The organism is Paenibacillus sp. FSL R10-2771, from assembly GCF_038000205.1.
GTDB lineage: Bacteria > Bacillota > Bacilli > Paenibacillales > Paenibacillaceae > Paenibacillus_AQ > Paenibacillus_AQ phytohabitans.
This window is the reverse complement of the sequence record NZ_JBBOBM010000001.1, coordinates 750,444-766,256: the sequence shown is the minus strand read 5'-3', so window position 1 is coordinate 766,256 and position 15,813 is coordinate 750,444. Positions and strand designations below refer to the sequence as shown.

Below are 15,813 nucleotides of genomic sequence, written 5' to 3'. Positions count from 1 at the left end.
CACACCTCAAATCCAGTGGATTCAAAGAACCTAGCAATGTGTTAGTGCTCTGTCATACTACTTCGATTGTTTTAATATTCTAGCATTCGAAAAACTCCAACAACCATAGAATTGCCCCTTCGAGCTACCACACTTTGCAACCCCCATGGTTTGTACACGCAAATTAAAATTCATATTATCTGTAATAATATCTTAGGGCACTATCACTTACATAATAAGGACATGTGGTATAGTAATGTTGAACAAGTCCCAATTGCCCCCATTTAGAAGTCACATAATATCCAGTCAATCTTCCTAAACTAGTTACTACACCTGAATGTTCATTTCCAGCTGTACTGTAATAGACTTTACCTCCCACTGATGGAGAAGAACTTTGATAATAGCTCCCATCAGTCATATAAGCGTTTGGATAATTCATCCAATACGGATTAGTTGTGCTTTGGCTATACCATGCGTAGGAGTGACAGTTATAAATTGATGTAGCAGGGCTTAATAAGGTAGCGCTTGAATATTTATCTGCTACATAATTATCAGCAGCTTTTTTTTCATCAGAAGTCAGTTGCTCAGCACTTTTATCAACCTGTACTGCTGTACCATTTGGTGTATACACAGTATAACTTGACATTGTGCCAACATTTATCCCTTGTTTTTCTGCTAATACCGAATAGGAACTTGCTGCGGTTAAACCATAAATATTTTTTTGTGCTTGTTTTTGTAAATATTTATTTTCTACTTCTTTTTCTAACTTTTCAGCTTCAGATGTGTTGAGTTTTTTTTGTATTTCATCTTGTCTTAAAATTATTTCCATATTAGATAAATCAAATATTTGATTTGAAGTAACTGTTTTCGTATCTTTTGCTACAGGCATTTGTTGATACTTTTCAATAAGTTTATTAGGTGCATCCTCTCTTTGGTATAACTCTTGAATTCCGTTAAACGTTTTCGATACCACATCAATACCTTGTTGAAGAGTATCATACGCATAGATATCCATTAAAAGTGGATAATTTAATACTGTTTCTATTAACTCGTTTGTTGTTAATTTCTTAAGAGTATCATCCGGAATTTGAGATACCTCTATCATTTTTGTATGATCTATCAATTCATTCCAGGAACTCGTTCCAGGTTTTATAGGATAATCATAACCTATTGCTGCTGCTGTATGTAATTCATTGGTCTCGTTGGCATAGGCAGGAATTGAAAACAAACTAACGCAAATTAAAACGGATAGAATTACAGAAAGGAAAGAAATAGATTTTTCTTTAATTTTCATTTGAATCTCCTCTCAATTTGTTAGTCTTTTCTTGATTTGTTATTACAGCATGACAAGAATGTTAATTATCTCTATAACTAAACTCTAATTTCTTATGTTTCCCACCTCCTCAGTTAATAGTTGATTATCTTTCGCTATACCGTATGATAGATACGGTTGATAGGATCAATTGACATAGAGATCTCAGATTGCAGTAATATTCTCTAAATCTAAGAAAAACAAGGACTTTGTTATTCCAGATTACTTATCCCCATTGCCCTTCCTAAATTTTTCGTAATAAAACCGCCTTCTCAGAGAGCGTTTGATTCGATAACAAATGCGTATTTATATTCACCCTTCCCCCAGAATGCATCTATTATAAAACCTCTAAATACAGTTTTATCTATTTTAGAGTAGGAACTCAATCGAGATGCAATGTGTGTTTCTAATTTAAAACTATAAATTCCTTTCTTTTTGACGTATGGAACCTCGACTATTTCTTTAGGTGTATATAAATAATCTCCATTCGAATTAATTAATCCATCACTTATGGAAAGTTTGTCAGGTGGATTCGATCCAAAATCCAGCGAAATTTCATCACCACTTTTTAAAAATTTTATTTTTTTTGAATTCCCTCCCTCAAAGGCAAATAAAAATATTTTTTTTGTGTCGTTTAATGAAGAACCTTTTTCGGTATTATTCAATGTATTATATTCAATTTTCTCTTTTCCACCGATTATCTCAACAATTCCCGTATGACTGTCATCACACCCGCTAAATGTTATAAACATTGAAAATAAGAATATATTCAATAATATTTTTTTATTTTTATTAATAATGATCATTCCCCTCTTTATGTTCATATAAAATATGCTACAAATACCACCTCACCCTAGTCTAAATCGTACATGAAGAATCCATTTATGTAAATATTTTCTTCTTAAAAGGATATAAATTGAATATAATCTATTTTATTCATAATATCAGGATGGTATTATATATGGCTATCACAAAATCCAAGCTTGGAGCAAATTATATTCGAGCCTTTTGACTTATCCAATAGTTTAAAAAACCATTGGCCCCGCCTGAGAGAAGAAGCACACCACACCAAAAAGATCTAACACACTTGTGTGGGCGATTCTAACAATGGATGAAGCCCATTTATTGGACCGGGAGATGCTGGAGGAGCTACGCTTTCTGCTGAACATGAAAATGGATTCCGAGAGCCCTATGGCCTTAATACTCGTCGGACAAAGTGAGCTGTGGGACCGACTCGGGCGACAAGCATACGCGGCGATCCGCCAGCGAATCGATATGCAGTGTTTATCTTCCACATCTGGGCCGCGCAGAAATGGGAGGCCTATATGAAGAGGCATCTGAGCGCTGCCGGTGAAGCGCACGAGTTGTTTATGGAGGCGGCGATAGATGAAATCTACCGTTTTTCCAGCAGAGCTGCCGGCTGGTGAACAAGCTATGCACGCACGCCTTAATCTACGGCGCACAGAGCAGGCACCGGATTGTGGACGACCATATAGTCAAGCATGTGATTCAGGAAGAATTGTCATGATTCTCCCTGTTTTTCTCCCTTGCTGCGGACTGATTGACCGTCAATAGCAGGACAACTTATACCGTCAACCTCTGGACATTATGAGCTAGCAGCAACAGGGAACACGCAGGTTGGAAACACCCGTCAAGGCTAAATGAACGCTTCGCGGCCTTGACGGCTTCACGGTGTCGGTCAACAATTCCAGCTATTTGAGGACATCCTACCCCGTCATTTTTTGGACATTATGTGGTAGCAGAAACACCTTGAGTGAAAAGTAAAAGAGAGCCAAAAAAATAGAGACCCTATAGGTCTCGTAAGGTCTCTGTCGTTTCGATATCCCGTTTGCTTAAAAGCCGCCGCCGCTGCGATCCCCGCTTCACCCAAAGCCGATCCGCATCATCCCGGTAGAACCTGATCTGTATCCATCGCAAAGGTGTCCATATTTCCTTTTACCGGCGGAACCAGCGTTTAATCTGTTCAAGCGAACTCTTCGCTTCCGGGCCATTATAGCCGAAGGCATTGCCAATCATCTTGATATACTCGTTAAAAGTAGTCTCCCGGCTATACCTGTCACTCCACCATGTCTTCGCATTATAGCCGGAGTCGGAGCCTGTATAGGTCAATTCAATCCCTGATTTCTTATAGACATGATCGAAAATGAATTTCACCCGCCGCATATGGAAGTCCGAGGACACAACAATGGCAGACTTGAAGCCGTGCTGCTCCATAATAGGAAGCGTGAACTGGGCGTTCTGATAGGTGCTTTGAGCAGCGTCTTCGGTGAGGATGGCCTCTTCAGGGATGCCAAGGGCTAGGGCGGTTTGGTGCATGTCGCCGGAGGGGCCTGCATTTTCTGAAACTGCCGATAATAGCATATACGGTGCGACGCCCTCCTTGAAAAGCTCCACCGCTTGCTCAACCCGGCCTCCACCGCCGCTAAGTACGATAATGACATCAGTCTTCTTTGGAGATTCAGATAGAGGTAGGAACCGCCCTGCATACAGGAATAACAGGACCATTAACAGAACAGGCAAGTACAGAAAGAGGATTCTCTTTCTACGCTTGCCCATCTTTTTACTGGTTAATTTTCTGCTCATAAGCTACTTCCGGTACTCGCCGCTAAGTATTTGCTCCCACCACTCAGCATTCTCCGTATACCACTGAATCGTCTGAGCAATTCCCGTCTCAAAGGTATAGGTGGGCTTCCAACCCAGTCTTTCCAGCTTGGTCGGATCAATAGCATAACGTTTATCATGACCCAGCCGGTCTGCAACGAATTCAATCAATTCCTCAGACTTCCCTAAGGTATGAATAATAGTCTTCACCACTTCGAGATTCGTACGTTCATTATGTCCGCCTACATTGTAGACTTCCCCACTTACACCTTCATGCAATACAAGGTCAATAGCAGCACAATGATCCCAGACATGCAGCCAATCCCGGATGTTGGCACCATCCCCATAGACAGGAACCTTCTGTTCATTCAAGACCTTCGAGATCGTAAGCGGAATCAGCTTCTCAGGGAAGTGGTAAGGGCCGTAATTGTTAGAGCAGCGGGTAATGTTCATTGGCAGGCCAAAGGTTTCATAGTACGCGCGAACCAACAAATCAGACGATGCCTTGCTGGCACTATAAGGACTGTTAGGTTGCAGCGGTGTCTCCTCTGTGAAGAATACCGTAGGATCGAAATCCAGTTCGCCGTACACTTCATCCGTGGACACATGAACAAATTTCGCTACCCCAATGGTCCGTGAAGCATCCAGCAGTACCTGAGTTCCCATTACATTCGTGCGGACAAATATAGCCGGATCTGTAATCGAGCGGTCCACATGACTCTCTGCTGCGAAATGTACCACATAGTCGAAGCGCTCTTGTTCAAAAATCGACATAATCGCATCACGGTCAGCAATATCCGCCCGGATGAAATGATAGTTATCTCTATCTTCAATCTGCTTGTGCTTGGTTAAATCACCGGCATAGGTTAACAGATCCAGATTATAGACATCATAATCGGAGTATTTATCCACAATATATTGCACAAAGTTCCCGCCAATGAAACCGGCACCTCCGGTAATCAGCAATTTCTTCCGACTCATGAATTACACCTCAGAATTATTCGATTTGGTATCTACTCTGCTTCAGTTATTATAGGTAAAGTTCAGAATAGCATCTTTCAACACAGGAGCCTGCTCGTCTTTGCCGGATAGTACTGGAGTAACATGTAACGGCCACTCTATTCCAATGGCAGGATCATTCCACAGAATGCCACCATCACATTCCGGAGCATACAATTCATCACATTTATACTGAACTTCAACATCCTCAGTCAGTGTCATGAACCCGTGAGCGAACCCTTTAGGAATCAGCAGCTGCTTCTTGTTCTCGGCACTCAGTTCAATTCCAAACCACTTGCTGTACGTAGGACTGCCTTGTCTGACATCCACTGCCACATCGAATATGACTCCACGTGTGCAGCGGACAAGCTTCGTCTGAGCTTTAGGATTCAGCTGATAATGTAATCCCCGCAACGTTCCTTTGGTAGCTGAATACGATTGATTATCCTGTACAAAAGCTATATCAATGCCCTGCTCTCTAAATTTCGCATCACTGAACGTCTCCATAAACCATCCCCGGTGATCACCGAACACCGCAGGTTCCACGATAAATACGCCAGGGAGCGCCGTTTCCGTTAATTTCATATCCTCCACACCTTTACTGCTTAATATTGAATCTTCCCGGTAGCTACCTTGATCAGATATTGGCCGTAGCCCGTCTTGCTTAGCTTCTGCCCGCAGCTTAACAGGTGTTCTTTCGTAATCCACCCATTAATATATGCAATCTCTTCAAGAGCGGCAATCTTAATCCCTTGATGGTCCTCAATCGTCCGGACAAAGTTCGTAGCATCCACAAGACTCTGATGAGTTCCGGTATCCAGCCAGGTGAAACCACGCCCCAGGAGTTCAACATCCAGCTCACCCATTTTGAGATAGGCTTCATTAATCGAAGTAATCTCAAGTTCGCCTCTGGAGGAAGGCTGTACATTCTTAGCAATCTCCACAACACGATTATCATAGAAGTAGAGACCAGTGATCGCATAATTGGACTTAGGGTGTGCAGGCTTCTCTTCCACGCTTAACACTTTGCCTTCATCATTAAATTCAACCACACCGAAACGCTCCGGATCTTGTACGTGATAACCGAACACAGTCGCACCTTGTGCTTTGTCCGAAGCACGCTGAAGCATTTTGCGGATCCCATTCCCGTAGTAAATATTATCTCCAAGAATCATTGCTACTGAGTCCTCACCAATAAACGCTTCCCCCAAAATAAAAGCCTGAGCTAAACCGTCAGGACTTGGTTGAACTATGTATTGTAGGGAGATGCCGAACTGAGACCCGTCGCCGAAAAGACTTTGGAATCTCGGAGTATCTTCAGGTGTGGAGATGATAAGAATCTCATTAATTCCGGCAAGCATTAAGGTAGATAATGGGTAATAAATCATGGGCTTGTCGTAAACGGGTAGCAGTTGTTTGCTGGTTACCATGGTTAATGGGTAGAGGCGGGTTCCGGAGCCGCCGGCTAGGATTATGCCTTTCAAACTATCTCCTCCTCAATATCAAAAAGTTAACTTATTAATCCACGATAATCGTAATATAAATATTAAATTCAGATCATCAATCCGTTTACGTACTTATAGAATTGTAAGGATCACCTTATAATTTTATAACGCAAAGTTCCTTTTGTTACTGAATAACTACATCTTTCTGTATCACTGTTCTGTGCCTCAACCTATAGAATCATAATAACTTTATAGGGATTACGAATTCATTTCCTGAAATATCAGCTTCAGAGGTTCTACTGAACGCATTCTCGTGATTGTGGTTTTTATTATATATTACTGAATTCCTTTTCAACAAGTTGTAAAGCCTGTGAAATAACATTGTGCATATCATAGTATTTATAATCAGCTAATCTCCCCCCGAAAAGAACTCTATCCTCCTGTTCAGCTAGTTTCTTATAATTTTGAAATAATTCGTTATTTTGTTTGTTATTTACCGGGTAATACGGTTCGTCACCAGGTTTCCATTCGCTTGGATATTCTTTTGTTATTAACGTTTTATCTTGAGTGCCAAATTCAAAATGCTTATGTTCTATAATTCTTGTATACGGTGTATCACTATCGGTATAGTTTACTACAGCATTGCCCTGATAATTATCTAGGTTTAATAGTTCGTTTTCAAATTTCAAACTTCTATATTCTAATTTTCCGAACTGATAATTATAATATTCATCAATCATACCTGTAAATACAATTTTGAGTGTGCTTTCTTCCCATTCGCTTCTATTTTCAAAAAAATCCGTTTCCAACCTAACTTCAATTCCCTCAAGCATTTTATCAATAATTACGTTATACCCTCCCTCTGGAATACCTTGATATTTGTCATTAAAGTAATTATTATCATAATTAAACCTTACGGGTAATCTTTTAATAATAAATGCAGGTAGTTCAGACGCTTTTCTTCCCCATTGTTTTTCTGTGTATCCTTTAATAAGTTTCTCATAGATATCGGTTCCTACAAGAGAGATCGCCTGTTCTTCTAGGTTTTTCGGCTCCTTTATATTAGATTCTAATCTTTGCTCATTAATCTTATCTTGTGCTTCTTGGGGGGTAAGTACTCCCCAAAGTCTGTTAAACGTATTCATGTTGAAGGGAAGATTGTAAATTTCACCATGGAAGTTTGCAATAGGAGAATTTGTATATCGATTGAATTCTGCAAACTGATTAACGTAATCCCAAATTTCCTTATCACTTGTATGGAAAATGTGAGCTCCATAAGTATGGACATTTATACCTTCAACATTTTCACAATATACATTTCCTCCAATATGATTCCTTCGATCAATTACTAGGCACTTTTTTCCTCGTTTAGTTGCTTCATATGCGAAAGTAGCTCCAAATAAACCTGAACCTACAATAATATAATCATATTTCTTCATCATTATTTATCTTCCTCTCACATACATATTCTTTATAAGATTCGATGTTTTAGCCCTGTAACCAATTTATTAATTAATTCATATATTAACTCATTCTTTCTCCCATATAAAAATCCCACATAAATAATTACTGATATAATTATTGATAAGAGTGTAGTTAATATCAAACCATAATTTAATAGGTCAACAAAAACACAGGTCAAAACTATTAATATTCCTCCAACTATATAGTTAAGTATATTCTTGAAATTTATATTCCCCTTAATAAACGAATACGCAAAGATAATTTGAGTTATAATGACTGCCACCTCAGCAATTAATGTACCTATTGCAGCTCCATTTTGTTGAAACCGAGAAATCAGAACTATATTCAAAGAAAAATTAATAAATGCTCCAATAATTGTTGAAATCAAAGTTATCTTTTCTCTACCATGCGAAATCAATACTTGTATCCCAATCAAGTTGCTAAGGCCCATTGCAATTATTATCGGAGACATTATTTTAACTGCCAGTACTGCATCAGTATAGTCATTACCCGCAAATAGATATATTATGGGTTCTGCCAACATAAATATACCAACTACAGCGGGTATTGATATCATTAATATAAAATCTAATGATTTCTTAATTAGCTTGTTGATTTCATTAAAGGCATTATTTTGAATGTAATACGACATTCTAGGTAATAAAACTACTCCTAACGAAGTAACTAGAGCCAATACTACTTTCAAAATTTTATTTGCTGCAGCATATAGTCCTACAGAATGGTCTCCAGAAATGAATCCCAACATTACTGTATCGAGATTAACATATATACTTATTGATAAACTCATAGCAAACAGTACAACTATAGGCTTAATATGACGTTTAAAATTATAGTTTTTAAATCTTTTAAATAAAGTAATATATTTATTTACATGTACAATGTTAAATATATTTCCTAAAGACACTGATAAAACAGTTATTAATCCATACAATACATAATCATTTTCTTGCTTAATAAAAGTAAAAACTAAAATCAATGAAAGAAGCTTAACAAATAAGCTTCTTATAGTAATATAACGATATTCTTCGATTGCTTGATAAAACCATTCTATTCCTATACTTGTAGTAATTATATTAATACTCATTATCATTAATAAAGTTTGATAATTTGCGAGTTTATTAACACTAAACATGGTAATGAAAAATAATAAATACGCTATAAAAATCATTAATGCATTGATAACAAGTATCTCCTGGACAGTTTTTGAAAGTTTTTCTCTATCATCTCTATGCTTGGCACATTCTCTTATTGCATAAGTAGGTATTCCAATTTGAGCAATAAGGATGAAATATTGTATAACAGATAGTGAAAAATCAACTTTCCCCACGCCTTCTGCTGTCAGAATTCTTGCAACATAAGGAAAAGTAATTAGTGGAAATATCATATTTAATATTTTCAGCAATGTGTTGTACATGAAATTTTTTTTTATTGACTTCTGTATTACCATATTCATAACCATCTCAATTCTACTTTTCATAAATTCAAACCATTAAATCAAAATATTAAGGGCTCAATCTAAAAATTAGCGGTTGATATTATCATCCTAATAAGCGGTGCCGATTACACTCGATTAAAATGCCGGCTTTATAGCATTGGCGATTGCGCGTGAAATAGTGTCTTCGTTGGTAGGATTTAATGCGATTATGTCGTCCTTCGACGGTCGCGTTCGTCCAGCGGCAGTGATGGTAGTTCACAATTTCCTCTTCCCAGTTCCGCATCGTTTTCAAAGCGCTTTGTACAGCTTCATGCGCGATACGTTCGCCTTGCTGACACCAACGGGTGAAACCCAACTGAGCCACATTAAAACTTGGCGAGTAGTCATACCAACGGGAGAAGTATTCTTTCCATTCCCATACCTCGCGGAGGAGTGGGGAGAATGCCAGTAGCTGCTCTAACTGAATACGGCTCTGGTCTGGTAACGAATCTGCTGGCAGATTGAGCAGTCGGTGATGACTTTTTAACATCCCTTTGGCCCGGGGAGAAAGGGGGGACTGAACGGATTTTCGGACCGCTTGGACACTTTCAATCACATAACCGTGAACATGAAAGCGATCTGCAATTCGAAGAGCCCTCGGAAAACACTCGCTGATCCAGGTGTGATACGTTTGAGCCAGATCCATGACGACAGCCTTGGGATTTTTAGGTTTAAAAATTCCGGATGCTGCTCGGCATACGCACGAAGTGCGTCTAGCTTTCGCCCCGAAAGCAGGTCTAGCATGGTTTCCCCTCGAAGATCGTGAATACCGGTGTTATACGTATGTCCCTTTTTGATCGCAAAGTCGTCGATGCCGAGCACGAGCTCGGGTGTGTCTTTGGCTTGACACCAAGCCTGCTTGAGCAAACGATCGTTCTCTGCGGGCAGGGCCTCTTGGTGCATGCGCTGAACCGTGCTGGCGGGCGCTTCTTGTATTCTCGCGCTATGCGCTGCCGTGGAGCCGAGTGCCTGATTTACCGTCTGTGAGCGAAACATACGGCTGTATTGTTCCTTCGGACCTACCCATGCATACGTCCAAACAAACCCAATATTACACCGTGAACAAGCCAAGCGCTGCGAGGGAATGTGCAAAAAGCACTTCTTACCAAAAACGCTGAATCTGACGCGACCTATTGCGGCCATTTCGCCTCACAGATTGTTCAGAATTGCAGATAGGGCAAGGCTTTTTATACGCCGCCGGTGAGGCTTCCAAATGCACTTCTGATACATTGATAGAGAACACTATGAAGTTGTAGTTCTGGTAATCCGAGCATTTCGTTGATATACTGGAGTGGCATCTGTCATTTCCTTTTCATGTTGTGGGGAAGGACTTACAACAATACAGGATTTGCAGATGTTTTTCCATTTCTATCCACGTTTTTTCTCCGATTCAATTTTCAACCGCTAATTTTGGTTTTGAGCCATATTAAGAGTACACTTTAAAATGTTTCTCCCATAATAGTTCTACATTTTTTTCAAATTCATTTTCCTCATTTAATATCTTACTACGATAATCATCGAAGGAATTTATAACTTTATCATAATTATCATAAACATAATTTATTTTTTCTATAATATCTGGTATAAGTTTAATATCATCATTAAATTTATAATCCGCTGGAATCATAACATCTTGAGAATATTTCGCAGAACCCTTCCTTCCAGTTATCACCACACAACCCAAATAAGTCGCTTCTCTAGGAAATCTATCTTTCCCAGGATGATTACCAAAATCTATATATATTTTACTGGTTCTACACAGCTCAATAATTTGCTCTTGGCTCATATTTATTAATGGAACAAAGCGTAAATTATCTCCATGAGAAATTATTTTATTTGTAAAATCAATACCTTTCTTAGGGTTATATAATACTCTATTTATTCTATCCAAACTCTTATAATCCACAATTTCTTCCAAAAAGTTACTTCCTAAATAATCAGATAAGTCCTCTGAATTTTTCACCCCCATCTTTTCGAGGAACCTTTTTGCATAAAAAGATTGGTATAAATGAATTATTTTATTATCACTAAAATTAACAAGTTTCTTAAAATAATAATCTTTTTTTATAATATTCATAGATCTTATTATAATAGTTTTAATTGGATTTCGGTGTTTCCCAATTGCTTTATAGTAATTATCAACACTTAACCACCAGATACATTTATTAATATTTTTAAACTTCTTTAATAAATCAGTATTCATTTCAGGCACAATCAGTATATTTCGTTCACTATCCTCTATTTTATTCACGTAAGATACTTGATATTTTTCGAATCTTGGGCTTATCGGACTTTCGCTATTAGAAAAATTATAGTAGTACATTTTTACTTTTTCCGTGTAGGTCCTTAGTTTGAAATATAATTGATGGAGCAATTCTGTGCCACCGGTTGCATATTTTTCAGGACACGCGATAAAAATCATTACTCATCTTCTCCTTGAAAAGTTAATTCATTAGAAATAGTTAAACATGAAATAAAACTTCCTCTTTATAATACATCTAATTCACTAATTATTTTGATTCTCTATAGACTTCACTGATATATTCCTCCATGATTTTCATGGATTCCAATTTTTTTTCATATAAAAACCTTCTTTTCAATCTTTTTTTTGCAAAGACTGCATTTGTCGAGGCATCTTCTGAATGATAAATTTCCAAATATGGACTGTAAACACTTTTTAATCCATTTAGTAATAATCTAGCAAATAATATATCCTCCTCACCATATAAAAATGTTCTATCTTCTAATCCATCAAATTTTTCATAATATCTTTCTGAAAAGACTAAACAGCATCCATGTAATTGGACATTTTCCTTTTTTTCCAGTATATCAATCGCTTCCTTTTTATCTTTTAGCCCCCTATCCAATATAAATCTTATAAATGTTCTGCATATTTTGCTAACATACATAAATAAAGTTTCTAGATAAATTTTATTAAAAAAAAGATGTCTTTTTAAAAAAGCCTCCCACTCTTGGAGTTCATTTAATGTCATTAGTTGGATACGTGCTGGATTTACTATAGAACCATCTGGTGTGTATACCCTAGGACCAAGGACTGCAAAATCATTTTCTTCATACTCATCACATATTATTCTATAAAAGTTATTTTGAAGTAAATATGTGTCATTATTTAGTAGGACTATAAATTTAGAATTAAAAACTTTTTTCGCGTAAGAAAAACCTATATTGTTCCCCTTCGCAAACCCTAAATTTCTATTTTGTATAAGAACTTCTATTTTTGAATTATCTAAATACATATCTTTCAAAAGAATACCAGAGTCATTTGGCGAAGCGTTATCTACTACTACAATTCTATATTCTTCAACATCGATCTTTTCAATTATCGAATCAATACATTTTTTGGTATCCTCCAAAGTTATATAATGAAGTATAACAAAACACACTTTACAATTATGCGAACTATAGTTTTCCACATTTTCACCATCTCTTTAAGTTTCAATCCCATCACTACAACTATTTTCCCTGTTGTTACGATTATTTATAAACTCCAATAACTATATCCTTTTGCCTCAGTTTCTTTTTTATTCAGTATGCTCTTTACATCTACAATAAGCTTCTCACTATTATCATAGTCTCCAAAAAGAGCATCTATATCTTCCCAGTTAATATTTTTAAATTCATTATGAGCAACTGCAAATACTAAACAGTCGGCATCTTTAACAGATTCTATTTCAACTATTTCAATACCATATTCTTTTTTTGTTTCTTCACTATTCGCCTGCGAATCCACCACTATTGGACTTATACCATATTCTTTTAATCTATTAATAATATCGACAACTTTTGAGTTTCTTGTATCAGGACAATTCTCTTTAAAAGTGATTCCCAATATTACGACCTTCGCTTGTTTTACAACCTTGTTAGCGAGAATCAATTTTTTTATAATTGCATCTGCTATAAATTCACCCATTCCATCATTTATTTTTCTACCAGAAAGAATGATTTGACTGTGGTAACCTAATTTTTCAGCCTGATAAACGAAATAATAGGGATCAACACCTATACAGTGTCCTCCAACTAATCCAGGATAGAATCCCAATGCATTCCATTTTGTGTTCATTGCATCAATTACTTCTCTAGAATCAATACCCATACGATCAAACACCATAGCCAGTTCGTTCATAAATGCAATATTTATATCACGTTGGCTATTTTCCACCACCTTAGCAGCTTCCGCTACTTTTATTGAACTAGCTTTATGTACTCCAACCTCTATTACAAGTTCATAAACCTTAGCGATCTCTTCCAAGCTTTCATGGTCAATACCTGAAACTATTTTCACAATATTCTCTAATCTATGTTCGATATCTCCAGGATTAATCCGTTCCGGAGAATATCCTACCTTAAAGTCTTTGCCACACTCCAATCCCGACTCTCTTTCAAGTATAGGAATACAGATATCTTGTGTTACTCCAGGATAAACAGTAGATTCATAAACTACAATCGAACCGCTCGTTAAATTTCTGCCAACAATAGTACTAGCACCTTCAACAGGAGCCAAATCAGGGGTTTTGTCTGAATTAATGGGAGTTGGAACTGCTATAATATGAAATTTTGCTTCTTCAAGTTTCTTTTCATTTGATGTAAAAATCACTTTAGTCTGTTTGATCTCATTGTTTCCCACCTCATTAGTAGGATCTATACCGGACTTATATAGAGCAATTTTCTCTTCATTTAGATCAAACCCAATTACAAGAGCCTTCTTAGCAAAGGCAACTGCTAGAGGCATACCCACATAACCTAGACCTACAATTGAAATTTTCTCTTGTTTATTTATTATTTTATTATATAAATCCATATTATATTTTCTCTCTCCTTAGGATATCCGATATCGAACCAAATCTTTAACCATACGTTTAAGGTATGTCCATAGGCTGAATTATCATAGCATTGGATCTATCAAGCTATTTTATTTTCTCATTTTTTTCCGGATCGTGAATTCAATTAGTCTAATTAATATTTTCCAATCAAACCCTCCTACATCCATCGCCATATGGTAATAATTTGTAGTAAAATCATTAGTTTTCATCTTAAAAATACCCATCTTTTTATACATTGAACTCATAGCTTTATTGTCTGCTTTCAATGCTTCTATATTTCTTCCCATAATTATTTCAAGAGCTACAATTGCACTACTGTGATTTTCTGAAAGACTATTCGTTTGAACATATGCATTCATAAGTGAGTCATTAATAAAATGAATCTTACACTTTTGTGCTAACCTAAGCATTAGATCCCAATCCTGAAATCGTGGTAATCTCTCATCAAATAATTCATTTATAAAACATTCTCGTTTTCCTAGAATAGATGGTGTCCCGATAAAATTCCCATAAAGCAACATACTGAAAATATTGTTATCTTCTATCTCCACAATCGGCAACTTCTTGATTTTTCCATTTTTGTGTTGATAATAAGCACATGATACAACATCTACATTGTAACTAAGTAGTTCTTTAATTTGTATATCTAACTTGTTGTAAATCCACTCATCATCACTATCTTGAAATGCAATATAATCTCCCAGTGCAGCTTGAATCCCAGTATTTCTAGCTGCAGAAGCGCCTTTGTTTTTAGCATGTGCTATAAGCTTAATTCTGTCATCTGGAATGGATTTAATAATTTCAATTGTGTTGTCTGTAGAATTATCGTCAACAATGATAAGCTCAAGATTTTGATATGTCTGTTTCAAAACACTGTCAATCGATCTTTGAATAGTCTTTGCTCGATTAAAGGTTGGCATTATTACAGATATCATAATTTCCCTCTCTTAACTAGGTATTAAATTCACTTTCTGACTTTTAAAAACTCAATTCATAAAGCGGTAAGGAAATATTCCATCATTCCCTTTAAAGAAAACAAATATATAAAATAAATTATATACCAGCAAATAAAATAAAAACTAACTATATAGACTGTACTTGTATTTTTCCTGTTATGGGATTGCCCTGACTCCAAAGAATGTTTGGCCCTCCGGCCGCTGTTGTCCCCAGATTTCTTGATTTTGAACCGCTGCTAGCGGTAGAAATCCGGGGACAAAGGCGGACGCTATCGCTCCTACAGTTCCAAAATTCTCCTCAGTCACTTTTCCCTGTCTGTATATTTTCAAGTTCAATCTATATAGCAGTTTTTTATACTTTTCACTTATGTTACGAACTATCGCAGGTACTAAAATAACTTGTACAGACATCGTATAATAAGTCAATCTTACGCCCCAAACGTAATAAGCCCCAACAAATATAAATAAAATCTCTAGAAAAACAAGATATATATAGAAGTAAGCTGCGATGAAGTTAATTAAATAATACCCATATTCTACCGAAAGGTGTCTTGGTGAAATAAAGCTTAGATTACTATAACTTTGATATATAGAATAATATGTAAAATAATCCGTGCCAATTCCAAACCTGGACGTTGCAATTAAAATGGGTAATGATAATACAATGGTAAACCAAAAATATTGCGAGTAGTTAATCGTA

Annotated in this window: 14 protein-coding genes and 1 pseudogene; 1 reads left to right on the top strand and 14 read right to left on the bottom strand. The window is 36.7% G+C overall.

Going from position 1 to position 15,813, the window contains the following annotated elements:
• Positions 1-175 precede the first annotated feature (175 nt).
• Both NSU14_RS03385 and NSU14_RS03380 read right to left on the bottom strand, forming a co-directional pair.
• Positions 176-1,273, bottom strand: coding sequence for a hypothetical protein (locus tag NSU14_RS03385; RefSeq protein WP_076248646.1), 1,098 nt, complete (start codon positions 1,271-1,273; stop codon positions 176-178).
• A gap of 290 nt (positions 1,274-1,563) precedes the next feature.
• A complete protein-coding gene (locus NSU14_RS03380) occupies positions 1,564-2,115 on the bottom strand; it encodes a hypothetical protein (protein ID WP_076248644.1) in 552 nt (183 codons plus the stop codon).
• Between the two features lie 283 nt (positions 2,116-2,398).
• On the opposite strand from NSU14_RS03380, the gene NSU14_RS03375 reads away from it, so the two are divergent.
• Complete coding sequence (locus NSU14_RS03375) at positions 2,399-2,620, top strand: ATP-binding protein (RefSeq protein WP_076248642.1); 222 nt, start codon at positions 2,399-2,401, stop codon at positions 2,618-2,620.
• A 627-nt stretch (positions 2,621-3,247) separates the two neighbouring features.
• Here the strand turns inward: NSU14_RS03375 and NSU14_RS03370 are convergent.
• The 12 genes and pseudogenes from NSU14_RS03370 to NSU14_RS35910 form a co-directional block, all read right to left on the bottom strand.
• Complete coding sequence (locus NSU14_RS03370) at positions 3,248-3,868, bottom strand: YdcF family protein (RefSeq protein ID WP_076248648.1); 621 nt, start codon at positions 3,866-3,868, stop codon at positions 3,248-3,250.
• Between the two features lie 30 nt (positions 3,869-3,898).
• Complete coding sequence (gene rfbB / locus NSU14_RS03365; RefSeq protein ID WP_340942858.1) at positions 3,899-4,894, bottom strand: dTDP-glucose 4,6-dehydratase; 996 nt, start codon at positions 4,892-4,894, stop codon at positions 3,899-3,901.
• A gap of 42 nt (positions 4,895-4,936) precedes the next feature.
• A complete protein-coding gene (gene rfbC, locus NSU14_RS03360; protein ID WP_171719801.1) occupies positions 4,937-5,497 on the bottom strand; it encodes a dTDP-4-dehydrorhamnose 3,5-epimerase in 561 nt (186 codons plus the stop codon).
• 20 nt (positions 5,498-5,517) lie between these two features.
• The gene (rfbA, locus tag NSU14_RS03355) at positions 5,518-6,396 is read right to left on the bottom strand and encodes a glucose-1-phosphate thymidylyltransferase RfbA (protein ID WP_340942855.1); all 879 of its coding nucleotides are present in this window, start codon (positions 6,394-6,396) and stop codon (positions 5,518-5,520) included.
• A 290-nt stretch (positions 6,397-6,686) separates the two neighbouring features.
• Positions 6,687-7,799, bottom strand: coding sequence for a UDP-galactopyranose mutase (gene glf, locus NSU14_RS03350; protein WP_340942852.1), 1,113 nt, complete (start codon positions 7,797-7,799; stop codon positions 6,687-6,689).
• Positions 7,800-7,828: 29 nt separating this feature from the next.
• A complete protein-coding gene (locus tag NSU14_RS03345) occupies positions 7,829-9,256 on the bottom strand; it encodes a flippase (protein WP_340942851.1) in 1,428 nt (475 codons plus the stop codon).
• 124 nt (positions 9,257-9,380) lie between these two features.
• Positions 9,381-10,614 (bottom strand): annotated as a pseudogene (locus NSU14_RS35915) (ISL3 family transposase).
• Positions 10,615-10,742: 128 nt separating this feature from the next.
• On the bottom strand, positions 10,743-11,738 hold the full coding sequence (locus NSU14_RS03330; protein WP_340942844.1) for a hypothetical protein: 996 nt from the start codon (positions 11,736-11,738) through the stop codon (positions 10,743-10,745).
• 88 nt (positions 11,739-11,826) lie between these two features.
• Positions 11,827-12,720 carry a glycosyltransferase gene (locus NSU14_RS03325; protein WP_340948878.1) on the bottom strand — a complete coding sequence of 298 codons (894 nt, stop codon included), beginning with the start codon at positions 12,718-12,720 and terminating at the stop codon, positions 11,827-11,829.
• A 95-nt stretch (positions 12,721-12,815) separates the two neighbouring features.
• Positions 12,816-14,135 carry a nucleotide sugar dehydrogenase gene (locus tag NSU14_RS03320; RefSeq protein ID WP_340942842.1) on the bottom strand — a complete coding sequence of 440 codons (1,320 nt, stop codon included), beginning with the start codon at positions 14,133-14,135 and terminating at the stop codon, positions 12,816-12,818.
• Positions 14,136-14,246: 111 nt separating this feature from the next.
• Positions 14,247-15,092, bottom strand: a complete 846-nt coding sequence (locus NSU14_RS03315; protein WP_340942838.1) for a glycosyltransferase family 2 protein — start codon at positions 15,090-15,092, stop codon at positions 14,247-14,249.
• Positions 15,093-15,269: 177 nt separating this feature from the next.
• A complete protein-coding gene (locus NSU14_RS35910; protein WP_445670081.1) occupies positions 15,270-15,779 on the bottom strand; it encodes an EpsG family protein in 510 nt (169 codons plus the stop codon).
• Positions 15,780-15,813 lie beyond the last annotated feature (34 nt).